Raw genomic sequence first — 26065 nt, 5'->3', positions numbered from 1 at the left:
CTTCGGCACTAATGCACCAGTGCAAGCCATAGCGGCAGGGTCAGTACTGATAAGACGGTGCTGGCAGAAATCAGAAAGGCGACGAACGGGCCATTACCGCCCATGCGCGCCGCCAGCACATAGGCGCTCGATGCAGTCGGCAGCGCACAGAAAATGACGGCGATCTGCAATTGCAGCGCAGGTAAATCCAGCCAGCGACCAAGCAGCAGCGCAATTGCCGGTAAAGCTAACAGTTTGACAGACAGAAAATAGGCAGCAATACCTTTTGCTTCGTGTATTGCCGATACCTTCATACCGGCACCGACCGCAAGTAAGCCGAGCGCGATAGCGGCGTTGCCGAGGCGGGACAGCGTTGCCGCGATTCCTTCCGGCAAAGGAATGTCCAGCAGGCTGACGACCACGCCGCTGGCGGTACCCACCACCAGCGGGTTGCTGGCGATTTCCTTCAGCAGGCGACCGCTGTTGTGGGCCAGCGCATACACTGCGGCCATATTGCATAAAGGTACCATAAAGCCTATCAGCAAAGCCATCAGCGCCGTGCCCTGATCGCCGGCGAGGCGGGACGCGATCGCCAGAGCAATATACGAATTGAAGCGGAATGCCGTTTGTACGCCCGATTCAAAAATTCGTGGCGGGGTTTTAAACAGATACTTGGCGAGCCAGCCCAGCAGCATGCCGGCAATCGTTGCGATCATCCCTGTCTGTAAAAGATGACCGGTTGCATGAAAATCAAAGCGGGTGCGTGCCGTGGTGTAAAACAGCAGTGCAGGAAACAGCAGGAAGTAAACCAGCTTTTCGACGCCAGCCCAGAAATGGCCGCCCCAGTGAGAATGGCGGGCGAGCAGGAAACCGATCAGGATTAAACTAAAATCAGGAAAGAGTAGGGTGAAGATAGACATACTGGGTGGGGTATATTTCAACCCCTAATGTTTACAATGAGAATAGGGTGGAAATCAAGGATACTCCCCCATTTTTATATGGAACTCATTTCATCAACAGGGATGAGATGAGTTTTAACTACTTCAGCAATCCCGCCAGTTCGACAGCAGTTTTGACTTGCATTTTGTCGAATACGTGAGCCCGGTGCACTTCCACGGTACGCATGCTGATACCCAGCTCGTCTGCGATGACCTTGTTCATTTTGCCGAGCAAAATCAGCTCCAGCACTTCTCTTTCACGTGCGGACAATGTCGCCAGACGTTCATGTACGGCCGCAGAAACACCTGCTGCACGCGATTGCGCCAGCGCTTCCTGCACTCTGTCCATGAGCTTGTTATCGTTAAACGGCTTTTCAAAAAAATCAAAAGCACCGCGTTTGAGCGTATCGACCGCCATCGGTACGTCGCCATGCCCGGTCAGAAATATCACCGGCAGACGTTTGGTGAGTTTTTTGCCGGATAAAATATCGAACAGATGAATGCCGCTCAGTCCTTCCATGCGCACATCCAGCAAAATACAGTCGCCCTCGGCATCAAAGCGCAAAGGCTGTTCCAGCGAGGTCAGAAACTGTTCTGCACTGCTGTAGCCTATCGCCGCAATCTGGCGCGAGCGGGCGAGCCAGGAGAGTGAATCGCGGATCACGTCCTCGTCGTCAATGATGTGCAGCATGTAGTCTCCATTGCTATATCAGGTGTCGTCTGCCGGACTACTCACACCGTTATTGCGAGTGCCTCTCGACAATATCATTATTCTTTTGGTGGCGCTGCAATCGGTGCGTCAGTGGGATTTTTCCCCTCATGCGCTGCCGGCAGAATGAAGCGGAAGATACTACCACCGACCGGGTTATTGCGGTGAGTAAGTTTGCCACCGTGAAACTCAATCGCCGTTCTGCAGATATTCAAGCCCATCCCCATACCGCTGCTCTTTGTGGAAAAAAAAGGTGAAAACAATCGGTCAGCGACACTGTCCGGAATGCCGTGTCCACGGTCGATGACTTCCACGACGACGTCTCCATCATTGTCGAGACTGGCTTGTATGCGGAGATTCCTGTGCTCCGGCGGCGTATCTTCCATTGCCTCAATCGCGTTGCGGGTCAGATTCAGCAATACCTGCTCAATCAGCACCTGATCGGCCAGCACCTTCGGTGCGCCGGGCAACTGCAGCCATTGCAGGCTGATGTGCGCTGCCTGCGCCTGCAGTTCGACCAGTGGCAGCGCGTTTTTTATCAGCGCATTGATGTCGACCAGTTCTCGCGTTGGTTCCCTTTTTTTCACGAACTCATGCACGCTGCGGATAATCTGTCCTGCACGTTGAGCCTGGGTTTTCACTTTTTCCATCGCTGATAACAATAAGGCTTTATCCGTATCCCCCGCCTCCAGCAGATTCATGGCGCCGGTGGTATAGCTGGAAATAGCAGCCAGCGGCTGATTCAATTCATGCGCGATCATTGAGGCGATTTCACCCATGGTGGCAAGACGTGCACTGGCGTGCAGTTTAGCCTCCTGTTGACGGGTCAGCTCCTGCGCCCGTTTAAGCTCGGAAATATCGAGTATCGAACTCATCCAGCCAGTCTGCTTGCCGCTTTCATCAATCAGCGGCGACTCATAAATCAAGACCGGAATCCGTTCACCGCTGGCATGCTGATAAATGGTCTCAAAACCATCTTGGGGTACCGAACCTGCCAGCAATTTGGAAAAGCGTTGCTGATATTCTTCGACGACTTCGGGCGCCCAGTAAGGCATTGGCGGCAGGCGGCCGATAATCTGCTCAGCCGGATAGCCGACCATTTTGCAGAATGCCGGATTCACGTAAGTCATGCGCCCATGCATATCGCGCGCGCGCAAGCCTGTGATCAGCGAATTTTCCATGGCAGTACGGAAAATGACCTGCTGACGCAGAGCACCCTCGGCGGCGAGGCGGCGATTGATGTCTCGCCACAAAGCAACCAGACTCCAGATCAGACCCATAGACAGCAGAATGACCATCACCACCAGCAAATTGGACAGCAGCTTGGGTTCGTTTTTATTGCTGTTGGTGCGCAGTGCAAGCGTGACGCCGGGTAGTTCCAGATTACGGTTGTGGGTGTACACATTCTTACCCGGCCCGCCTGCAGCTCGGGTTGCAATCACTTTGTCATCGTTGTCCAGCAGAGAAATCTGGTTTTCCTGCGCGAACCACCATGGCACCAATTCTTCCAGTATGCCATTCGCGTGGTAAGTGATAATGATGCTGCCGGCATGGTGATTTTCCTTTGTTAGAGGAATCTGACAACTGATGGAGTAATTATATTTCTGCGATTTCGTTTCCTGCCTGGGCGCAAAACAACGCGTCCTGTTATCCGGTTCGGCGGGTGCAGAACTGATTTCAGCCGGCGATAAAATATCGGCTGAACTAAAGCTTGTATCATGTGAGGAAACGATGACGTTATTGTGCCGGTCGAGTAAAACCAGACGCGAAATCTCATGATTATTTTGTAGCAGATTGCGGAAGCGCAGCAAAACGGCATCCGGCTTCAGACCAATGTTAATAATGTCAGCACCGATCTGACGCAGCATTTCATCGTTGCGGTCGAGCTGAAACTGTATCGCCTGTTCCACCCATAATGTGTCGGCAATCAGCTGTTCCTGTCTTTCATTGGCTTCCATACGCTGTGCCTGCCACGGCAGCCAGATCAGCGTGGTCAGAAACAAGGCGATCAGTAAGATAGGAAGGATCCAGCGCCACTTATCATTAGGCCATCGCTGAGATTTATATAGGCTTTTCATGCAGTCAGTTTACTGCAGGTGTTGTTTATATGTGCAATGGAGTGCAGTATGTGGTTTTCCACAATTGTCCCTCGGGTGACTATTTCGAATAATCGTAGAATAATTACTTTGATAATCAATACACTGGAGACTTCGATGAAAATCAAATCCGTTCTGTTCTCACTCCTGGCAGCTTCACTGGTCAGCGGTAGCGCATTTGCGCAATCCCCTATCGTCATTAAATTCAGCCACGTTGTCGCCAGCGATACGCCAAAAGGTAAAGCTGCAGAGCGTTTCAAAGAACTCGCAGAAAAAGTGACTAAAGGACGTGTGAAAGTCGAACTGTATCCCAACAGCACACTGTATAAAGACAAAGAAGAATTAGAAGCACTGCAGTTAGGTGCGGTGCAGATGCTGGCACCATCGCTGGCAAAATTCGGCCCTTTAGGCGTCAAAGAGTTTGAGGTGTTTGATTTGCCGTACATCTTCCCGACCAAGGATGTGCTGTATGCGGTTACAGAAGGACCTATCGGTAAAGATCTGCTGAAGAAACTGGAAAGTAAAGGCATTACCGGTCTGGGTTACTGGGACAATGGTTTTAAAGTCATGTCGTCGAATAAGCCTATCCATTTACCATCCGACATGAAGGGGCAGAAATTGCGCATACAATCGTCCAAAGTGCTGGATGCGCAAATGCGTGCCTTGAATGCTAATCCGCAGGTGCTGGCATTCTCTGAGGTATATCAGGCGTTGCAGACTGGTGTGGTTGATGGCACAGAAAACCCGCCATCCAATCTGTACACACAAAAAATGCATGAGGTGCAAAAGCATGTGACGGTGACGAATCATGGCTACCTTGGCTATGCGGTGATCGTGAACAAAAAATTCTGGGATGGTTTGCCTGCAGATATCCGTACTGAATTAGACGGTGCAATGAAAACGGCGACCAAGTACGCGAACGCGATCGCCCAGCAGGAAAATGATAACGCCCTCGAGGCAGTGCGAAAATCAGGTAAAACCACCGTTTACGTGCCGACTGAGAAAGAAAAAGCAGAATGGCGCAAAGCCTTGCTGCCGGTGCAGAAACAGATGGAATCCCGGATCGGTAAAGATCTGATCGCGAACGTCAATAAAGAAGCCGTGAAACTCGGTATCAAGTAAGTCCTTTCCTTCCGCTGACAGTCGGTAAACACAGAAATACAGGTTTACCGGCTATCAGCTCTCATTCCTATCCTTCACAGGAGAACACAATGAAATTCCTTGATCATCTGGAGGAATGGTTGATTGCGACCCTGATGGGTGCCGCAACCGTCGTTACTTTTTTTGCGGTGCTGCACCGTTATCTTTCCGGATTTGAAATTCCATATCTGCAAGACGAGCTGTTAAAAATAAATACCAGTTGGGCGCAAGAGCTGACGATTTACATGTTTGTGTGGATGGCAAAGTTTGGCGCAGCTTATGGTGTACGTACCGGTATACACGTCGGTGTCGATGTGCTGATCAATAAACTGAGCCCTGCGAATCGCTATAAATTTGTGATTCTGGGATTAGCTGCCGGTGCTTTATTTACGGGCATTATTGGCACGCTGGGTGGTAGTTTTGTGTGGGAAATCGCACATACGGATCAGACTTCGGCTGATCTGGAAATACCGATGTGGTGGGTTTATCTGGCGATTCCGTTGGGCTCCTATCTGATGTGTTTCCGCTTTTTGCAGGTGATCTGGAATTTTGTCAAAACAGGCGAATTACCTAAGCATGATCACACTCACGTTGACGGTCTTGAAGATGAGGTGAAAGCATGAACGCCACCATTATTTTTGTCTTGTTAATACTGTTGATGCTGACCGGCATGCCGATTTCGATTTCGCTCGGTCTGACAGTACTGACTTTCCTCTTCACAATGACACAGGTGCCGATAGAATCGGTTGCCCTGAAGTTATTTACCGGGATAGAAAAGTTCGAAATCATGGCGATTCCGTTCTTTATTCTGGCTGGTAATTTTCTGACGCACGGCGGTGTCGCCCGCAGGATGATTAATTTTGCCGCGGCGATGGTTGGTCATTGGCATGGTGGTCTGGCACTCGCCGGTGTTCTGGCCTGCGCTTTGTTTGCTGCGGTTTCCGGTTCCTCTCCGGCGACCGTGGTGGCGATCGGCTCTATCATTTTGCCTGCAATGGTGAAGCAGGGTTATCCAAAAGGTTTCGGCGCAGGTGTGATTACGACATCCGGTGCATTGGGTATCCTGATTCCGCCGTCGATTGTGATGGTGATGTATTCGGTCTCAACGAACACATCTGTAGGGCAATTGTTTATGGCCGGTGTGATCCCGGGTCTGATGCTGGCATTTTTGCTTGGTCTGACGACATGGTTTCTGGCGCGTAAGCACAACTATCCTCGTATGCCGAAAGCAAGCTGGGGTGAGCGGTTTACTGCGTTCAGAAAAAGTGCCTGGGGTTTGTTGCTGATCGTGATTGTGATGGGCGGCATATACAGTGGCATGTTCACACCGACAGAAGCTGCCGCTGTTGCCGCCGTCTATGCTTTTGTGATCGCCGTGTTCGTTTATAAAGACATGACCTTGAAGAAGGTACCTAAGGTTTTGCTGGATTCTGCGTCGATGTCTGCCATGCTGCTTTACATCATCACGAATGCTGTACTGTTTTCATTCCTGATGACCAGTGAAAATATCCCGCAAGCGATGGCAAGCTGGATCATGGACAAAGGTTTTGGCATGATCAGTTTCCTGCTGGTGGTGAATATCTTGTTGTTGTTAGCAGGTAATGTAATGGAACCGTCGTCCATCGTGCTGATTATGGCGCCGATTTTATTCCCGGTCGCGATGAAACTGGGAATTGATCCGGTGCACTTTGGTATCATCATGGTCGTGAATATGGAAGTCGGCATGTGTCATCCGCCGGTTGGTCTGAATCTGTATGTCGCATCTGGTATTACGAAAATGGGAATCACTGAGCTGACAGTCGCCGTATTGCCGTGGCTGATGACGATGGTCGTTTTCTTATTGTTGATTACTTATGTGCCAGAGATTTCTACCTGGTTGCCAAATTTAATTTATAAATAATTGGTTTTTATTAAAAATAAATTGGGCTAGCACATTTTGCGGATATATACATGCGTTTTACATATCCGCAACAATTAAGTATTTTTGCGTAGTTTTTTTTTGTTACTGGTATTCGGTCGTGCTATATTCTGCGCAGTCTGATTTTTAGCAATTGATAAGTTTAAAAGGCGGTAGTGCAAGAAAACGGTACCCATGCCGTACACTGAGGAGACGCGCGTTTTTATTACAAGCTGAGTATTGCGGTGACGCAGTAACTAAACAGCCGAAAACGCGAAACATGCTTTCAAGGCGCATCACTGATGCGCCTTTTTTCTTTTCCGGATCGCATTGATGTTATCCACAGTGCCGAATCAGCATGTCTGGCGGATAAACTTGTCAGTATCTGTTTGCTATTTTTTATGCTGACGGCAAGTATGCTGGCGTTTAAAATTCACAGAGTTGATTGAGGAGCAGGCTGATCTGAGAATGGGCATGTGTTCGTCACATTTAATGAAGCAAGCTTTTCCCTTTTTGAGGAACACTCATGTCGGATAAAGAGAGTGGTATTTTTTCTGCCATCGTTGCGGCGCCATTTGGCGCAGTCGGAATCCGCGTGGCTGATTCAGTACTAACAGAGCTGGTTTATTTGCCTCCACGGTTTCAGGAGAAAGACCCCGGTGACTTCGTCTCTGAGAAGGTTGCGACACAAATACTTCAATATTTCGACGATCCTGATTATCAGTTCGATCTTCCTTTACGTCCTGTTGGCACAGCATTTCAAAATGCTGTCTGGCGCGGGATTGCTGCCATTCCAAGGGGGCAGGTGCTGACTTACGGTCAGATTGCCAAACAAATCCGCTCAGCACCGCGCGCGGTTGGTCAGGCTTGCGGTGCGAACTGGTATCCGCTGGTCATCCCTTGCCACAGAGTCACTGCTGCTGGTGGTCTGGGCGGGTTTGCCCATCATGATGATGAAACGGGGTTTCACCTCGGAGTAAAGCGCTGGTTGCTGGCGCATGAGGGCGTGGCTGCTTATGCGTGAGGGTGTCGCCGGCGTCAAAACGACCGCTTCAGAACTGGCGGATAAATCCGTAGCATTTTTATTACCGGCCGAAGTGATGGCGCAGATAGATCAGTTCTGTGATGTTTTGTGGTTGGAAGACGGGCTGGCAAAAAATACTGTAGAAGCTTACCGACGCGATATGCGTCTGTTTGCCGAATGGTTGTCACAGGCGACCGAAAAAAACTTATATCAGGCTGATTACGATGATATCAGCGCCTATATCGCGCTGAAGCACACGTCATCCAAGGCAACTTCTGCCAATCGGCGGCTGAGCGTATTGAAACGTTTTTATTTGCTTGCAGTTCGGCAGAATCTTGTCAGGCAAAATCCGTGTAGCAAACTCAAATCGGCAAAACAACCCGTCCGCTTACCTAAAACCCTGAGTGAAGCGCAGGTAGAGTCTTTGCTGCGGGCTCCTGATGAGTCTCCTCTGGGGCTGCGGGATCGCACTATGCTGGAATTACTGTATGCATGTGGTCTGCGCGTTAGTGAGCTGGTACAGCTGAAGTCTCTGGAGGTTGGCTTAAATGAGGGCGTCTTGCGTGTGACCGGAAAAGGGGACAAAACACGGCTGGTGCCATTTGGCGAGCATGCCAGACTATGGCTGGAACGCTATTTAAGAGAAGCCCGTCCGGTGATATTAAATGGTCAGATCGACGATGCTTTATTCGTTACCGCGCGGGGTGGTGCGATGACGCGGCAGATGTTCTGGATCCTGATCAAGAAATATGCAGCGCAGGCCGGGATTACGATACATCTGTCTCCCCACACTTTACGCCACGCATTTGCGACCCATCTGCTGAATCACGGTGCCGACCTGAGAGTCGTACAACTGTTGCTGGGACATGCAGACATCTCAACGACACAGATTTATACCCACGTTGCGCGAGAGCGTTTGAAAAAACTGCATGCGCTGCATCATCCGCGGGGCTGATCAGGGAGCTTGATTGCAGGTATTGCAAACCAAGTTAATCTGAGGAAATAAAAAAACCTGCGTGGCTCAGAGCGACGCAGGTTGGGTGTGTCTGCTAAACGACTTATTTTACCGCCGTATTTTCATTTAAGAATTGTTCAGCGCGGGTCCAGAAGTCCACATTGTTTTTCAGTGTACGCCATCCGTGCCCTTCATTCGGGTAAGTGATCCACTCAATTTTGGCATCTTTGGGCGCTGCTTTTTTGAATTGCTCACCGTGTACCAAAGGTACTCGGCGGTCTGCCACACCGTAAGCAAGAATCAGTGGTTTGGTTAAGCGATGTGCTTGTGCTACAGGTGACGTTGCTTTCAGTTGTTCTGCATCCTTGGTCTGGTCGCCGATCATCAATGGCATACCATAACGTGTCCATGCGGAGCCGGAGGTATCGCTCCAGGTGACATCAAACAGGTAATTGATATCGGTTACACCGACCCAGCTGATACCACAGCGATACAAATCCGGCTCTTTGATCAGCCCCATCAGCGTTGCGTATCCACCATAGCTGGCACCTGCGATGCAAATACGCTGAGGATCTGCATAACCTTGTGCAATTGCCCATTTGGTCGCATCTGTCACGTCGTCCTGCATTGCCAGTCCCCATTGTTTCCAGCCGGCGCGGAACAGCTTGGTTCCATAACCGGTACTGCCACGGAAGTCCGGCTCAAGTACCGCATAGCCGCGTGATGCAAGGAACTGTGTTTCGCGGTTCCACTCCCAATGGCCGCCTCGTACATAAGGGCCACCGTGTACCATCACTACCATAGGCAGATTTTTGCCGCTGCTGTTTTTGGGCAGAGTGATATAGGCAGGAATTTCCATGCCATCCCGCACTTTGATACGGACAAAGTCCTTGTAGGACATGGTTTTAGAATTGATTTCCGGATGAACGTCACCAATCGGAACAAATTTCTTTGTCTCAGTGTTGAACAGCATATATGAGCCGGGATGTACATCCGAGAACGAGTGAACAATGACGATATCGTTGTTGCCTGATTCCGGACCCCAGATCAGATTTGCCGTGTTTGGTAGCGCTGCATCGACAGTTTTTTGAACGCTATTCCATTTGTCATCCAGCCACAAAGTGGAATAGGCATCACTTTCGTAATGAACGCCTAACAGTTTATTTTCTTTTTTGTTGAAGACGAAGTTGCCCTGGAAGTCGAACCCTTTAGTTGCGACAACCGGTGTATCGTCCAGTTTATTTTTTTCCAGATCAAAACGGTACACCGAAACGGTGTCATTTTTATTCGCCGATGTAACATAAAACTGGCCATCCGGTGCGATAAATGCAGGAGAGAAGCCATGTCCTGTCACGTTGTTGTATTCGATCAGTTTTCGCCATTGCTGCGTTGCCGGATCTTTATAATGCACAGCGGTGAAGTTATCCTGGGAAGTCTCAGCCACCCTGACTTCACCTGACTTATCAATCATAAAGCTGACGGAATTTGTTGGCGTCTGAATAATCTCGTTATAACCGTTGAGCGTATTCAGTTTCATTAATGTATAAGACGGTGTTTTTCGCGTGCCGGTGCTGCGTGTGATGTAAACGTCATTGGAATCAGGTACGTGCGTGACATCAAGAAAATTGTGATAACCATTGAGTACCCGGAATTTGCTGCCGGTGTCACCGGTTGCAATCAATTCCCGTAATTCATTACCATCTTTATTGATCGCAAATAAGCCACTGCCTTTGTAACGGTCACCGTCGCCGATGGAGCGATCGCCCACGCCGAAAACCAGCCTCTGGTTATTGACCCAGTTAAAGAAAACCACATCCGTTTTTTCGTAACCAGCCACAATTTTAGGCTTTAACTTATCGACTTCCATGACCGCCAGTACCAGACGGTCATTTGCTCCTGCCGCCAGCATTGCCACGTTTTTACCATCAGGTGAAAACATAACATTCGAGATCTGGGAGCTTTTGAAAAAATTCTCAACTGGTATCGGATTATTTTGTGCGTGAGCCGAGAATGGTATCGCGGCAGCACTGCCAATGAACAGGCTGACAGTCAGCGCACGGCAGAATTTGTAAAGCGATATTTGCATAAGTGCCTCAAAGAGAAAGTGATTCAGGCTATCGAAAAAATAAACGCCTCGATCAACGAGGCGTTTATAGTCCAGCTAACTACACAAAATTAACGGAATGTATATTTCGCAGAAACGCGGAAATAACGGCCGGTGTTGTTGTGCAATGTTGCGTTGTAACCCTGAGCGATGGTCGAAGCCGTCGTTGTTGGGTAGTACGGTGCTTTGGTATCAAGAATGTTGCTGATGTTGATGCCCAGCGCCAGATCTTTGAAACCAGTGTAGGTGTAGCCAAGGTCAAATGTTGTCCAGCTTGGTACTGTGCAATCTGGATAGTACTGGTTGTATTTCGGAATACCACCCAGAGAGGTTGAACCTGCTGGTTGTCCTGAACCCCAATGACAGAAGCCACCGTTGGCATATGTCGTTGTGTTGTCGTAACGACGATACTGAGTGATGCTGTCGATGAAACGCATTGCTGCATTCACACTATGAGGACCTTTTTCCCAACGGGCTGTCAGTGTTGCACGCAGGCGAGGGATAGGACCAACTGATGTTGCCCAGTCATTCAGACCACCGGCTGTACCAACGGCATTACGTTCCAGATCGCCTGGTTGTTCTGCACGGCGGTAAGCAATCAGGTATGTTGACTGCAAACCAGTCGTCAATCTACCGTTTTCACCGAGGTTGTGACGCCATTTCATATCAACGTCGAGACCTGTGACTTCTGTACTACCTTGGTTAGTCCATGGTGTTTTGACAGCCAGAATTGCACCGGTACCTGGAATAGGATTGCCGTTAGCGTCTTTCAGCTGATTCAGTGGATTTGTATCGCGAGTGATGTAATCCGCTGGGAAGCTTTGTGGGTGCTCCAGCAGGAATGTCGCACTGGCCAGAGCAACTTCACCTTCCTGACGCAGTTTGTAAGCATCAACGCTGACGTCAAAGTCTTTTGTAGGCGAGAAAATCAAGCCCAGTGCCAGACTCTTGGATTTTTCTGGTTTCAGATCAGGGTTAGCACCGCCGACACCTGAGAAGCTCTTGTTACAGTCACTTTGCTCAGCCCCTGGAACTGGTGTTGTGCCGTTAGGGCAACGGATAGGATCCACGCCGCTGGTGAAGTACTGTGCGCCACCTGGAGCCACTTGTGACAATGCCGGAGCACGGAAGCCTTCGGAGTAGCTACCACGGAATGCCAGACTGTCAGTTGCTGTCCATTTTGCACCGACTTTAGGAACGAAGTTTGCCTTCAGATCAGGGTATTTATCCACACGACCTGCAAAATCCATCTCAAAGTTTTTCAGGAATGGTGTGCGAACTTCAAAGAATGCAGAAGAAACATTACGTTTTGCATCAATTGCAGTTGTTGCCAGACCCAGAATATCACCGCGTGCATTTGCAGCATCAGGAGTGATGGTCAGTTTTTCCTGACGTAATTCTGCACCGACCGCGAAACCGATCGCGCCACCTGGTAAGCTGCCGAATTCAGTCGTTGCTTTACCATCCCATTGAGCGATCTGAGAGATACCGTTGTTTGTCAGATCTTTCGTGATCGTTGGATCTGCTGCCAGTGAAGCCAGCGAACGGTTTTCTGTGATCAGCTTACGCAGGGTTGGCAGATACAAGAAGCCATACGATGTTTCGATACGTTTTGAGCGATTCCACAACAGAGCAGATTCCCAGTCCCAGCTACCGAAGCTACCGCGCAAGCCAGCTAAGATACGTGCATTCTGATTTTCCAGATCTGTACCTGTTTTCAGGTTTTCAAAACGGTAAACAACTGCTGAACGCGCATCTGGATTTGGATTGTCAGGATGACCAACTGGCAGAATCGGTTGGAATGGTTCTGCGAGGCCGCCAACCAGATAGTTAGTGGTTGGTGTTCTGCCGTCAATGGTTCTGGCTGCGGAACGATAAACACGTTTCGAATCAGTGAAAGCAACTTCACTGAAAGCAGACAGATTTTCGTTAATCTTCAGGTTACCTACAGCCATGAAGTTGATATCGTCGGATTTACCCTGGACATCGTTAAACTGATCTGTATCGTAGTTACAGAAAGTGCGGCCGTACAATACGCTGGTAGTTGCAATGCCGTATGCAGCGGAACCAACCAGTTTGCGGGATGGGTCACAATTAGTCTGGTTGATAACAGTAGGACCTGTTGTCAGGAACGATTTACTGTTAGCTGAGCGTTCTTTGAAGAAAAAAGCCTGGTTAGAAGCAAAGCTGGAATATGGATTCAGACGGAAGTTCATATCTGCGTATTGCGCAGCCTGAATATCGTTGGAGCCATCACGTTCGCTGGTTGCTGTTTTTTTGGTTACGTCCAGAGCCAGCAATACGTTGTAACCCTGGCTGGCGAAATCACCGAAGCCGACCGTACCGTTAAAATTCTGACGACCAAACTCGCGGTCATCGTTTGCACCAGCTGCAATATTTAACTCACCACCTTTGTAATCTTTTTTGGTAATGAAGTTAATAACACCGGCAATCGCGTCAGAGCCGTATACAGCAGATGCGCCGTCTTTAAAAATCTCAACTTTTTCCAGAGCTGACAGAGGGATACTGTTCAGATCGTACAACGCAGACTGACCGTTATTCGGGTTTGCGTAGGCAGAAGGTGCCATACGACGACCGTTCAACAGGATCAATGTAGAAGTTGAACCGAGACCGCGCAGGGATGCTGTCGCCACGCCGCGGGAGAAACTGTTTTGATCAGGTGTGTCGTTGTAACCACCAGTGCCCATGGAAGGTACTTTCTTCAGCAAATCCAGCACAGTGGTTGCACCGCTTTCTTTGATTTCTTTAGCAGTAATCGTCTGAATTGGTGATGTACCTTCTTTGTCAGCACGTTTAATATTAGAACCAGTGATTTCGATCTTTTGAACACTTTTTTCTTCTTGAGCCTGTGCCACGCCGGACAACAAGACCGTGCCGGCTAAAACGCCGATTGCAAAGCGCACTGACTGCACGCCTATCTTTTCTTTAAAAATCATATAGATCCCCATACGGTTAACGAACGCAACGCTGATACTTACAAAACTGAGCAGCTAAAGACTTTAGTGTGGAGTAAATAAATTACTGGCTCGCTGACCGCTACCCACAACTGATATGTATTTATATGTGCCGATCAGACTTTGAAAAAATGAAAATAAATAAATCAGACGTAACTAGATTATGTAAATAAAATGGGTGTATGCGAAAGCTTTTGTTACATTAATATGACCTGTTGTTGTAGATTGGGTACAAAAAATGAAAATTTATTTTCTTTTATTTTTACCTTACTTGAAATCCCGTTCACTTTTTCTGATGTCAGACCGGTATTTATATAAATGGTAAAAATATGATAAGCAATTGAAATTAAGCATCTATTTTCATTTATGAGCAGATTGTGATGATATTATTTTTGTGATAATTGATTTCATTTTTGATCATATTATCTTGCGTGGTATCTTGTTACATAAGAATACTTTTCGCAGCGAAATGGTATTGGATTATTTATACGGTATTGACATTTTTCGCACTTATTTGGTGCGTTATTTTTATTGCGGAGGCTTATTTGCTGATGTGATGAGAGGTTATCTATCGATACGGACGATGGTTAGGCGAGAAAAGATGATGTGAGTCGCCTGATTCAGAAGCGAAGACAAATTCGTGAATCTGAGACTAATCGCTATAATCTGTCTCCGACATCAATAGCAAGACGGAGTAGAATTTTGGCCAAGAAAGAACATGTATCTGAAACGCCTGCAACGCAGTTTTTGCGTAAAAACAAGGCCGACTTTTCTGAACATCCTTACGCCTACGAAGAACATGGCGGTACTGCGGTCTCTGCGCGTGAGCTGGGGGTTGATGAACATCATGTGATTAAAACCTTGGTCATGCAGGATGAGGCGGCGAAACCTTTAATCGTGCTGATGCACGGTGATCGCAAGGTATCGACAAAAAATCTGGCGCGCCAGATCGGGTGTAAATCAATCGAGCCCTGCAAACCGGAAATTGCGCAAAAACACTCCGGTTACATGGTTGGCGGTACGTCTCCGTTTGGCACTAAAAAGACGATGCCCATTTATGTTGAGCGGGCGATTCTGGATTTGCCGAAAATTTATATCAATGGCGGACGCCGTGGTTATCTGGTGGGTATTTCGCCAGCGCTGTTGCAGAGTCTGTTGCAGGCACGTCCGGTGGAATGTGCTCTCGAAGAGTAATTCTGAGGGAGTATGTTATAAAATGCCCTTATTGTCAGCGTCAATAAAGCGCTCTTAAAAATACTGGGGGGAGTATATTTTAACCCCTCGCTTCTCTGGGAAACACATGAATACTATTCTGGCCGGCGTGCTGGCTTATCTGATTGGTTCTGTCTCTTTTGCCGTGGTGGTGAGCAAATTATTTGGTTTATCGGATCCGCGTACGTATGGTTCTAAAAATCCCGGCGCAACGAATGTTCTGCGCAGTGGTAATAAGGCGGCCGCAGTATTAACGCTGCTGGGAGATGCCGTTAAAGGCTGGTTTGCGGTCTGGCTGGCTGCACGTTATGCAGATCAGTTCCAACTGGATGACGGCAGTATCGCGCTGGTGGCGATTGCTGTTTTCCTCGGACACCTGTGGCCGGTATTTTTTAAATTCGTCGGTGGTAAAGGTGTGGCAACTGCTGCCGGTGTGTTGCTCGGCCTGAATGGCTGGCTGGGGCTGGCTACGCTGGTGACCTGGCTGGTGATCGCGTTTGCATTTCGTTATTCTTCACTGGCGGCACTGATTGCTGCGATTTTTGCGCCACTCTATTACGGCATGTTATTCGGACCGGATGTGAAGTTGCTGGCAGTATTTATCATGAGTGGTTTGCTAATTTACCGTCACAGTCAGAATATTGTGAATCTAATGAAGGGTAAAGAAAGCAAAATCGGCAGCAAGAAAAAATAAGAATGCCTGTCTGCCGCGCTTTGACCGTTGCGCGCTGACTTCGTGTCAATAGCACGTCATCCTTTGTAAAAAAAAGGCCTGTTGCGAAAACGGCCTTTTTGTTTATGAACGGTGAATAAGTGTTTCAGGCCCTGGCTGGCGTAGCAAATCAGGCGACGCTTAATTCATGCAAAGGCCAGCGTGGCCGCACATTAAAGCCGTAATCCCGCGTCGCTGCCGCGGGATTTTTTTTGAGTCGCATCGCTCCCGCAAACGCAATCATCGCACCGTTATCGGTGCAGAATTCCAGTTCGGGGTAATACACCTGAAAGCGCCGTTTGGCGGCAGCTGCATTCAGCGCGGTACGTAACTGCCGGTTTGCACCGACACCACCTGCAATCACCAGTCGCTTAAGGCCACTTTCTTTCATCGCGGTGACACACTTGGCAACCAGCACATCGACCAGCGCATTGACGAAGCCGCGCGCGATGTCTGCTTTATTTTGTTCGCAGATATTGGCAGTCTGATTTTTCACGACGGTCAGTACCGCAGTCTTCAGACCTGAAAAACTGAAATTCAAGTCTTTGGAGTGCAACATCGGGCGTGGAAACGTAAACACGCCAGGATTGCCGAATTCCGCCAGCCGCGAAATTTCTGGACCACCCGGATACGGCAGCCCCAGTAGTTTTGCAGATTTGTCGAAGGCTTCTCCGGCAGCATCATCGAGGGTTTCCCCTAACAACTGATAAGCACCGATACCATCCACCCGCATTAACTGCGTGTGACCGCCGGACACCAACAAGGCAATGAATGGAAATTCCGGCGGCTGACTTGCCAGCAGTGGTGACAGCAAATGACCTTCGAGATGATGCACGCCGAGTACCGGCTTATCCAGCGCCATGCCGAGGCCGCAGGCAAAAGAGGCGCCGACCAGTAAGGCACCGGCCAGCCCGGGTCCCTGAGTGTAGGCAATCGCATCGATATCGTTTTTCTGTATCGCTGCTTTCTGCATGACTTCATTTAACAGCGGCAAAGTGCGGCGAACATGGTCGCGCGAAGCGAGTTCGGGTACGACGCCGCCGTATTCTCTGTGCATGGCGATCTGCGAATGCAGGGCATGTGCAAGCAAACCGCGCTGCGTGTCATACAAAGCCAGCCCTGTCTCGTCACAGGAAGATTCAACACCAAGCACTATCATGAAGTTATTTTTGAAATTATTTGAAGTATAAAAATGCAGGAATGCAGCAAAATTCGCATCTGCGTCCACTAATGCGGGAATACAAATCCGGGCGGAATGTCTGACCGGATAATTTTTACGCCGTCGGGATTATAGCCGCCCCGGCACCTTTTTACTCTGATGCCACTGTTTGCGGACGGAGTTCAGTGATGGGCAGATCAATATAGAAATGCGCTCCTTTGTGTAAGCCGGACTCAAAGCCGATGCTGCCACCCATGTGCTCAACCAGTTCCCTGGAAATGGCCAGACCGAGACCGGTGCCGCCTTTTTCTCTGGTGTTCGATGAATCCGCCTGAGCAAATTTCTGAAAAATACGCGAATGGAATTCGGCAGGAATACCTTCGCCATGATCGCGGACGGAAATGCGAACAGCGTTGTCATGGGTTGCTGCACTGATTTCGACGGTCTCGTTCTCCGGTGAATATTTGATCGCATTGGACAACAGGTTAGACAAGATCTGCATCAGCCGCTGACTATCGACTGCAACTGCGACATCCGGTACCGGCGTTAATAATCGCAGATGTATTTTTCTTTGCGTACCAAAGGTCAGATTGCCTTCCAGTGCTTGTGAGAGAAGATGAGCCAGAGGATATTTTTGTATATTGAAATGCATCTGGCCAGCACTGAGTTTTTCCATGTCCAGCAAATCATTGATCAGGAAAGTCAGGCGCTGACTGTTTTTACTGGCGATCGTCAGTAAAGGGGTCAGATTTTTTGGTAAGGTGCCGGTAGCACCACCAAGCACCAGACCCAGCGCGCCAGAAATAGAGGTCAGTGGCGTGCGTAGTTCATGACTGACGGTAGAAATAAATTCGTTTTTAATTCTTTCTACCCGCTTGCGTTCTGTAATGTCACGCACCAGTCCGATATACAACGGGTGTCCGCGTCGCCGCACGGTCGAGACGGATAAGTCCAGCGGAAAGACGCTGCCATCCTTGCGTTGTGCCTCGATTTCCTGCGTAACCCCGATACCGTCTTCGAAAGTATGTTGCCGGATTTTCCGGTTACGGCTGCCATCATTACGGGCAGGTAACAGCATATTGAAATGCTGACCGATCACCTCTTCCTTGTCGTAGCCGAAGATTTTCGCAGCTGCTGCGTTATATCCGTCGATTCTGCCGGTGTGATCAATGGTGACAATGCCATCAAGCACATTATCGAGAATGGCCTCTGTGTGTGCCGCCTGATCGCGCAAGGCTTCGGCATTGGCCTTGCTGTCGCTGATATCCTGAAAAATGCCGTAAATGCGCACGATCTGATCATCCTGATAATAAGGCAGACCGATGACACGTACCCAGCAATGCTTTTTTTTCGCTGTGATAATTTCAAATTCTTCGTCGAATTTTTTGCCGTCTGTTACTGCCTCCTGCATCAGGCGCATCAGATGGTCGCGGTTTTTACCCGGTTTGTAAAATGATACAGCGCTGTCGAGATTATGCACATAATCATCGCCGACTTCATGGATCTGTCTCGTCACCTGACTCCAGAAAACCTGACGATGGCGAATATCGAATTCCCAGGTACCGATGCGTGCCGCGGTGTTCGACTGTTCTAGTAGTTCGTAAGCGTGAGCAAGTTTTTCCTCTGCCAGTCGTTCCTGCGTCACGTCCTGATGACTGCCAGACATCACGAGGGGCTTACCATCTTCACTCCAGCTGACCACGCATCCGCGATCCCTGATCCAGACCCAGTGGCCATCCTTATGGCGCATGCGGCTGATCATATCGAAATACGGCAGTTCTCCGTTGAAATGCTTGTTCAGCATTACGCTCGAGCGTTTCAAATCATCTGGATGGCACAAATTCAGCCAGGTCTGAACGGTGGTCGGTTGCAGTTCCTCAAGCGTGTAGCCGAGCATTTCTGCCCACCGTTCGTTATAAATAGTTTCTCCGCTGGCGATGTCGCATTCCCAGGTGCCAATGTTGGTACCCTCAATAATGTTGGCCAGGCGTCTTTCACTCTCTTCATGCTGGCGTTGTACTTTGGCAGCATTGATTAACTGACCTATCGTGATCAGTACCGGCTGCAGAAAATCGATTGTTTGCTGATCGTATTCATCGCTGCTGTCGGCCACTCCTATCATTGCGACGATATCACCGTTGTAGTGAACTGGCATACATAAAAAACGACCGGCTGGGGCTGACGGTCCGCTGTGCGCTTGCGTCAGGGCTGTGTTGACAGTGCCGGACAGCGGCTGTCGGGTACGAAGAACTTCTTCAAAATGTGCAGTCAGAAGATGTGGAGCGGACTCTGCCTCAGCACCCACTGGCAGCATCGCTGAAGTCGCCGCATTCGCGTTGCCGGGGATCGCTGAGTGGATGTGATTTTTCAGAAAGTAATGCCCAGCTTTGTCTTTCCGTACTTCGCAGACCTGACCGTAGTTGCTGCCGGTAAGCAGCACGGCATCGTTCAGCAACGTCCTGATACCTTCATGCTTATCCCGCCCCTTGATGAATTGCGATTGCGCCCGGGCGACTGCGTCATTCATTTTTTGCTGCTGTTCCAGTGCCCTGTCCAGTGCGAGTCGTTTCAGCGTGCTGTTAACCCAGTCGCCCAGAACGTTGATGAATTCGATTTCGATCTCGCTGTATGCACTTGCACGTGGGTTGTTATCGGAAAAACCCAGCGTTCCGTAACGCTGGCCTTCCAGAAAAAGTGGAATACCGATATAGGTCTCTTGCCGGAAGCGCTGGTAACTCGGGTGATGGCGGTACTGACTCTTCCCTATGTGCTCTATACAGACAACGCCTTCATCGACTTTCAGCAAATCAGAATAGGTCTGATTTTTGGGGAAGAAGTGTCCTTCGCTCAGCGTTTCCAGTGAAGACTGCAATACGCTGACATAAATATTATCGCCTTCATGTTTGGAAATGATGCCGGTGCTCAGCTTCAGATATTCGCAGCCAAGGGCAAGTGTTTCACGTAACAGCGTTTGCGGATTATCGAAGGTCAGGGATGTGATGCGGGCCAGCGTCAGCAAGGCGTCATGCTGACGATGTGCCTGTTCGTTATCAATTTCATGCTCGACGCAGTCAGCGAGATCACGTAAGGCTGACAGTTCCTGCGTTGTCAGAATCCGGGCTTTACTGTCGATAATACAGAGTGTGCCTATGCGCTGTCCGTTTTTGGTATGTAAAGGGGCGCCGGCATAAAAACGTATGAAGGGCGCATTCAGGACTAAAGGGTTATCGCTGAAGCGCAGGTCCTTGCTGGCATCTTCGACGACATAAACATCGCCGGACAAAATCGCATGACCACAAAATGAAATATCCCGGTGCGTTTCCTGCGCCTGCAGACCTTGCCGCGATTTAAACCATTGCCGTTCTTCGTCGATCAGAGAAATCAGAGCGATTTCGGTATGAAAAATCTGGCGCGCAAGACGCGTGATACGGTCAAATCTCTCTTCCGGCAGGGTGTCGAGCAGGCGGCATTCCCTGAGTGTATTAAGACGCAGCGCTTCATCTTCAGGATATTCCGGTGGCAACATAGGTGAACTTCGGTACAGGCAGCGATTCAGAGGAGCTGGTATTCATACCATGAAAGCAGGCAGGGCAACATATTTCGCCGATGCAACTAATAATGTTTAACAAAAAACACACAGATTTATTATCTTAACGACTATTTTTCTCTCAGTTTTTCTTTATTGTTTATATATCGCGTGTTCGCTCAGATTACCGCCGGTGTAATACCGTCCTGAAATGAACCTCTGTGCTGTATCGACATCCTGTCGCTATATGAAGTCCTGTGCGGGAGACAGTGTGATTTACGTCAGAAAATCCACATACGGTAGCGTCATTGTCCGGATCGAGAATAATAAGCGGGTCGCATAGACTGCCTTGATTTTTCCGGCGGCTTTCTATTTTTCGAACGTTGTCATCTCTTTTCTGAGCAGAGACAGGTTTCTTTCACTCATCCGTTAAGAGCAGGCCGCAGCGCAGCGGATGGCTTCCTTTACATAGAAATTTGAAAAGCGTCATATGGTAAAAATGTATTGCCGGGATCGTTGATCATATGTGCCTCTCAATTGCATCACGGGCGCAGGGACTCTTTTCCACTTACTGATCCATGAGACGCCCGATCACTGATGCGACGTAAAAAAGTAAGCAGTTGTAGTAAGCTGCAATGCGCGATGTTAAAGCGGAACCACGGATAAGCAGTTTCCTGAAGACAGAAAAAATCAGCGGGTGCCATCAGGAAGCCGGCCTGTCGTGCCAGTGTGCTGATTTCTTGCGCTGTAAGTTCAGAATCTGGCCAGCCTGCGCTGATAAACATACCGCCGCGTGGTTCTGCCAGTGCGGTCAGGCCGGCTTCCTGCAACAGTCTCAGTGCTTCGGTACGCGAACTATCAAGCTGGCGTTTGAGCTTTTCCAGCATACGCCGGTACAGTGTGGAGCTGATCGCATGTAACACCGCACGCTCATTGATTTCCGAGGTCGTCAGCCCGCTCAGCATTTTGATCCGCAGCAATTCGTCAATCAGTGAGCGTGAAGCACAGAGCGAACCGACGCGCAGCGTCGGGGAAAGCACTTTGGAAAAACTACCCACCCGTATTACACGCCTGAGCCCATCCATCGCAGCTAAAGAGGGTTCGGGGCGTGTGCAAAGTTCGCGATAGATGTCGTCTTCAACCAGCCAGAAATCGAATTGCTCTGCCAGTGCCAGCAGACGGTGTGCCTGTGCTTGTGTGAGACTGGTACCAAGCGGATTTTGCAGCACCGTATTCACAAACATGATTTTAGGCTGATGGAGTAATGCTTTTTCCATCAGACCATCCAGATCAAGCCCATGTTCACTCCTCTGTATGCCGACAGGAATGCAGCCATGATGCCGTATCAGTGACAGTAAATTACTGTAACCGGGATTTTCCACCAGCACCGTGTCGCCAGGCTTACACAGTGTGCGCAATATCAGATCGAATGCGTGTGTTGCACCATTGGTCAGCAGAACCTGTTCTGTATCAACCTGAAACAGCTGTTGTGTCAAATGGCGGGCCAGATGCTGGCGCAGACCGGGAAATCCTGCCGGGTGCCCATAGCCGCGCAGACGCTGGGTCGGAATGCGCATCGCCTGTCTGAGTGCGTCCAGCAAAACATCGTCACCATACCATTCCGGTGGCAGCCAGCCGGAACCTACCGGTAAGGCAGAGGAAACACCGGAATATAAATCCGGACTCAGTGCGTCAATCGTGGCCGGTGTTACGGGATGCGGCAAAGGTACGGGCATACCTGCAGGCTTACTCACAAAGTAACCAGAACCACGTCGCGAACTCAGCATGCCAAGCGCGATCAGTCGTTCATAAGATTCGACGACGGTGAACGTGCTCACGGCATTGCATTTGGCAAACTGACGTACCGACGGCATTTTGCTGCCGAGTGGTAAATGATGTTGCCGTATCAGTTGGCTGACTTCACACACGATCTGCTCAACCAGACTGGTCTGACGTCCGCGTGCCAGCGTCAGCTGCGGCCAGACCGCTGGTTCGGATCTTTGTTGCATTTCTTCGGTCAATTCCATTTTTATTCCATAATATAGCAACACGCATCCCTCATCTGGCGCAGAACTGTGATCGGGAAATTTATTGGTATGTCACTTGCTTTGACTGCTCGCTATCAGCTGGTCAGCAAGGCTAGTCCGTATCGTCCGGATGAGAACTGTGCAGTTCAGAAAGCCAGTACGGTTGGGTGAAATTTGACTGGCTGTATATGTCTTCTGCGCATATGCCTGGTTAGGATTTCATCATACTTTTACCGATCGGTAAATTATTTCAGGAGAGCCACATGCTTAGTCAACAACAACTCAATGCGTACTGGATGCCGTTTACGGCGAACCGGGATTACAAAGAAGCGCCACGCGTGGTTGCTTCCGCTGCCGGGATGTATTACCGCGATCAAAATGGTCGCGAGATTCTCGATGGTACTGCCGGGCTATGGTGCGTGCCGCTGGGACATTCTCATCCGACGATAGTCAGGGCAGTGCAGGATGCAATCGCGACGCTGGATTACGCACCGGCGTTTCAGATGGGGCATCCGGCGGCATTTGAACTCGCCGAACAGTTAATTGATTACAGTGGCAATAAATTTGGTCAGGTGTTTTATACCAATTCCGGCTCCGAATCGGTTGATACAGCGATGAAGATGGTGCTGGCTTATCACCGTGCGCGTGGTGAAGGACAACGGACGCGCTTCATCAGCCGTGAGCGTGGTTATCACGGCGTCGGTTTTGGTGGTATGTCTCTCGGTGGATTACCGGCGAATCGCAAACAGTTTCCGAATTTATTGGGTGGTGTCGATTATTTGCCGCATACCTATAATCTCGAAAAAAATGCGTATAGCCGCGGGCTTCCCGAATATGGCACTCATCTCGCTGATGAACTCGATCGCATCGTTGCACTGCATGATGTGTCAACCATCGCTGCGGTGATTGTGGAGCCTTTGTCGGGCTCTGCCGGTGTGATTCTGCCACCGAAAGGCTATCTGAAGCGCTTACGTGAATTGTGCGATAAGCATGGCATTCTGCTGATTTTTGATGAGGTGATTACTGGCTTCGGTCGAATGGCAACACCGTTTGCCAGTGATTTTTTCGACGTCACACCTGACCTGATGACGACCGCAAAAGGGCTTACAAATGGTGTTGTACCAATGGGGGCGGTATTCAGTAAGTCGATGATTTATGAAACCTTGCTCGACAGTCCCGCCGGCATCGAATTTTTCCACGGCTATACCTATTCCGGTCACCCATTGGCATGCGCTGCCGGGCTAGCTTCACTCAAAGTATTCAAAGAAGAAAAAGTGCTGGAGCATGCGCAAAGCATGACCGCATATTGGGAAGATGCTTTGCATTCGCTGAAGGGTTTGCCGCATGTGATCGATTTGCGGAATGTCGGTCTGATCGGGGCGATCGAGCTGGCATCGATACCGGGCAAAGTCGGCGCACGTGCGATGGCAGTGTACAAACAGGCATTTGCGGAAGGCGTGCTGATTCGCACTACGGGCGACATCATTGCCTTGTCTCCGCCGCTCGTGCTTGAGAAAAAACACATCGACGATCTGTTCGGCAAACTCGCCGACATACTCAGGAAAACAGTCTGAGTTCGCCGGATGATGTTGCTGCTCTGTGATCTGCGCTGATCACAGAGCATTTCTTTTTCCTCTATCACTCACTTGTGCTGCCGGCAGCGCTAATACCGGCGTAGTGATCAGGTATCGTCACCAAAAAATGATGGACGGGGGCGCAATGCATACACATGCATGCAATCTGACGGTTGTTATATTGCTTATGACTTCCGGTCTTATCAAGCGATTGCACAACAGATTAGTACAACGACATCTCTTCGGATACATCCTTTGCTTGTCATCAGCCTGATGTGAGCGTATAAATCCCGCGTGATTCCGGTAAGGTCTGTATTGCCTTTGACCGGACCTGACAGAAATGCCTATCGCGCTGTCCGTTTAACGAAAGCAGAGACAAGCTGACATGTGTTTTGTGGAATGAAGTTTGCTACGCGTGCACGGCATCTGACGTGATCTGCCGTTCTCTTTTACATCAGTACTATCCCGCTCAATACTGGACTTTTTTACTTATTTTTACTTATCAGTCGCTTTGTTGTGTGTGGATGTGTTTGTGCCTGTCCTCAGATATCGACCTTGGAGAAAAATTATATGCAACCGGAAAGTAATCAACTTTGGAATGAGGACTTAGCACCGACCTCAGAGGTGCAACGTACCTGGCGCTGGTATCACTTCGCTGCCTTATGGGTAGGGATGGTGATGTGTATTCCTGCTTACACCTTGTCTGCCAGTCTGATTGAGGGCGGTATGTCAGGCTATCAGGCGGTCTGGACTGTGTTTCTGGCCAATGCAATAGTGCTGGTACCGATGTTACTGATCGGTCACGCTGGAGCGAAATACGGTATCCCCTACGCGGTACTGGCACGCACTTCGTTTGGCGTGCGCGGTGCACGTTTGCCTGCACTGATGCGGGCGATCGTCGCCTGTGGCTGGTATGGCATACAAACATGGTTTGGCGGGCAAATGATCTACACTCTTGGCGGTGTTTTACTCGGTCATCCGCTGGGCGGCGACAACATCGCAGGCTTGGGTATCAACGGCGCCCAGCTGGTGTGTTTTCTGATTTTCTGGGGTATACAGTTCTGGTACATTTTTCATGGCATGGAATCGATACGTCAGCTGGAGACATATACGGCGCCATTAAAGATACTTATCTGTTTCGTGTTACTGGCATGGGTATACAACAAAGCGGGTAGTTTTGGTGCCTTGCTGGATCAGCCTTCACAGTTTGTTGAAGGCGGAAAAAAAGCAGGGCAATTCTGGACGACATTCTGGCCATCTCTGACAGCGATGATAGGTTTCTGGGCCACACTCGCACTGAATATTCCTGACTTTACACGCTTTGCTAAGTCGCAGAAAGATCAGATTCTTGGTCAGACCGTTGGCTTGCCCGCACCTATGGGACTGCTGGCTTTGATGGCAGTGATCGTCACTTCAGCGACTGTCGTTTTATACGGTAAAGCCTTATGGGACCCGGTGGATGTCGCAAGTCGTATGACAGGTGCTGCCGTGCTGATCGCGCTGGTGATTTTGTTGATTGATACGGTCTCGGTCAATCTTGCTGCTAATCTGGTTGGTCCTGCTTACGATTTTTCTGCGCTGAATCCTCAACTGATTTCGTATAAAACCGGAGGCTACATTACAGCCGGTATCGCACTGGTGATGATGCCATGGAAAATTCTCGAAACCACGCAAGGTTATATCTTCACCTGGCTGATTGGTTACTCTGCGTTGCTTGGCCCTATCGCCGGCATACTGATTATTGACTATTACTTTATCCGTCGGACGCAGATTAACGTGCCGGCTTTATATGAAGAGCATGGTCAGTACAGTTACCGTAAGGGCTGGAATATGACGGCAGTGATCGCGTTTGTGATTGGCGTGGCACCGAATATTCCCGGTTTCCTGAACGCAGCATTTCCAGCGTCTTTTCCGGAGGTTTCTGCGCTGCTGAAAACGATTTATACCTATGCCTGGTTTGTCGGTCTGGCGATTTCCGGTATCGTGTATTTTGCTCTGATGCGCAATCAGCGCACTGCAGTCTGAAGTACTCAGGTAG

Annotated in this window: 17 protein-coding genes; 9 read left to right on the top strand and 8 right to left on the bottom strand. The window is 49.5% G+C overall.

The window, feature by feature from the left end:
* Positions 1-8: 8 nt before the first annotated feature.
* From ACOTSW_RS12350 to ACOTSW_RS12340, 3 genes are all read right to left on the bottom strand, one after another.
* Complete coding sequence (locus ACOTSW_RS12350; RefSeq protein ID WP_423679385.1) at positions 9-899, bottom strand: AEC family transporter; 891 nt, start codon at positions 897-899, stop codon at positions 9-11.
* 118 nt (positions 900-1017) lie between these two features.
* On the bottom strand, positions 1018-1608 hold the full coding sequence (locus ACOTSW_RS12345; protein WP_423679384.1) for a response regulator transcription factor: 591 nt from the start codon (positions 1606-1608) through the stop codon (positions 1018-1020).
* A gap of 77 nt (positions 1609-1685) precedes the next feature.
* The gene (locus ACOTSW_RS12340; protein WP_423679383.1) at positions 1686-3704 is read right to left on the bottom strand and encodes a PAS domain S-box protein; all 2019 of its coding nucleotides are present in this window, start codon (positions 3702-3704) and stop codon (positions 1686-1688) included.
* Positions 3705-3839: 135 nt separating this feature from the next.
* Between ACOTSW_RS12340 and ACOTSW_RS12335 the strand changes: the two genes are divergently transcribed.
* The 5 genes from ACOTSW_RS12335 to xerD all read left to right on the top strand — a co-directional run bounded on the left by ACOTSW_RS12335 (position 3840) and on the right by xerD (position 8738).
* Positions 3840-4844: a TRAP transporter substrate-binding protein gene (locus ACOTSW_RS12335; protein WP_423679382.1), complete on the top strand. Its 1005-nt coding sequence runs from the start codon at positions 3840-3842 to the stop codon at positions 4842-4844.
* Between the two features lie 89 nt (positions 4845-4933).
* Positions 4934-5485, top strand: a complete 552-nt coding sequence (locus tag ACOTSW_RS12330) for a TRAP transporter small permease (protein WP_423679381.1) — start codon at positions 4934-4936, stop codon at positions 5483-5485.
* Positions 5482-6762, top strand: coding sequence for a TRAP transporter large permease (locus ACOTSW_RS12325; RefSeq protein WP_423679380.1), 1281 nt, complete (start codon positions 5482-5484; stop codon positions 6760-6762). The genes ACOTSW_RS12330 and ACOTSW_RS12325 overlap by 4 nt, the downstream gene beginning before the upstream one ends.
* Positions 6763-7285: 523 nt before the next feature.
* Complete coding sequence (locus tag ACOTSW_RS12320) at positions 7286-7783, top strand: methylated-DNA--[protein]-cysteine S-methyltransferase (protein WP_423679379.1); 498 nt, start codon at positions 7286-7288, stop codon at positions 7781-7783.
* Positions 7784-7859: 76 nt separating this feature from the next.
* A complete protein-coding gene (gene xerD / locus ACOTSW_RS12315; protein ID WP_423682312.1) occupies positions 7860-8738 on the top strand; it encodes a site-specific tyrosine recombinase XerD in 879 nt (292 codons plus the stop codon).
* Positions 8739-8841: 103 nt separating this feature from the next.
* Here xerD and ACOTSW_RS12310 read toward each other — a convergent pair whose 3' ends face one another.
* Positions 8842-10824, bottom strand: coding sequence for an alpha/beta hydrolase family protein (locus ACOTSW_RS12310; RefSeq protein ID WP_423679378.1), 1983 nt, complete (start codon positions 10822-10824; stop codon positions 8842-8844).
* 89 nt (positions 10825-10913) lie between these two features.
* Positions 10914-13799, bottom strand: a complete 2886-nt coding sequence (locus tag ACOTSW_RS12305; RefSeq protein ID WP_423679377.1) for a TonB-dependent receptor plug domain-containing protein — start codon at positions 13797-13799, stop codon at positions 10914-10916.
* Positions 13800-14516: 717 nt separating this feature from the next.
* Here ACOTSW_RS12305 and ybaK point away from each other — a divergent pair.
* Together ybaK and plsY are read left to right on the top strand one after the other, a co-directional pair.
* Positions 14517-15011: a Cys-tRNA(Pro) deacylase gene (ybaK, locus tag ACOTSW_RS12300; protein WP_423682311.1), complete on the top strand. Its 495-nt coding sequence runs from the start codon at positions 14517-14519 to the stop codon at positions 15009-15011.
* A 106-nt stretch (positions 15012-15117) separates the two neighbouring features.
* Entirely contained in the window at positions 15118-15723 is a 606-nt protein-coding gene (gene plsY, locus ACOTSW_RS12295) for a glycerol-3-phosphate 1-O-acyltransferase PlsY (RefSeq protein WP_423679376.1), read from the top strand.
* 148 nt (positions 15724-15871) lie between these two features.
* Here the strand turns inward: plsY and tsaD are convergent, their stop codons facing one another.
* From tsaD to ACOTSW_RS12280, 3 genes are all read right to left on the bottom strand, one after another.
* Positions 15872-16900 (bottom strand): tRNA (adenosine(37)-N6)-threonylcarbamoyltransferase complex transferase subunit TsaD, encoded by a 1029-nt coding sequence (gene tsaD / locus ACOTSW_RS12290; protein WP_423679375.1) that lies wholly within the window; start codon positions 16898-16900, stop codon positions 15872-15874.
* Positions 16901-17051: 151 nt separating this feature from the next.
* A complete protein-coding gene (locus ACOTSW_RS12285; protein ID WP_423679374.1) occupies positions 17052-20426 on the bottom strand; it encodes a PAS domain S-box protein in 3375 nt (1124 codons plus the stop codon).
* Between the two features lie 542 nt (positions 20427-20968).
* Positions 20969-22453: a PLP-dependent aminotransferase family protein gene (locus tag ACOTSW_RS12280; protein WP_423679373.1), complete on the bottom strand. Its 1485-nt coding sequence runs from the start codon at positions 22451-22453 to the stop codon at positions 20969-20971.
* A gap of 263 nt (positions 22454-22716) precedes the next feature.
* Here ACOTSW_RS12280 and ACOTSW_RS12275 point away from each other — a divergent pair, with 263 nt between their 5' ends.
* Both ACOTSW_RS12275 and ACOTSW_RS12270 read left to right on the top strand, forming a co-directional pair.
* The gene (locus ACOTSW_RS12275) at positions 22717-24027 is read left to right on the top strand and encodes an aspartate aminotransferase family protein (protein ID WP_423679372.1); all 1311 of its coding nucleotides are present in this window, start codon (positions 22717-22719) and stop codon (positions 24025-24027) included.
* Positions 24028-24597: 570 nt separating this feature from the next.
* Positions 24598-26052 (top strand): NCS1 family nucleobase:cation symporter-1, encoded by a 1455-nt coding sequence (locus tag ACOTSW_RS12270; protein ID WP_423679371.1) that lies wholly within the window; start codon positions 24598-24600, stop codon positions 26050-26052.
* Positions 26053-26065 lie beyond the last annotated feature (13 nt).

Source organism: Undibacterium sp. WLHG33 (assembly GCF_049544815.1).
GTDB lineage: Bacteria > Pseudomonadota > Gammaproteobacteria > Burkholderiales > Burkholderiaceae_D > Undibacterium.
Note: the sequence above shows the minus strand (reverse complement) of the source record. Positions and strands in the feature narration are given on the sequence as shown.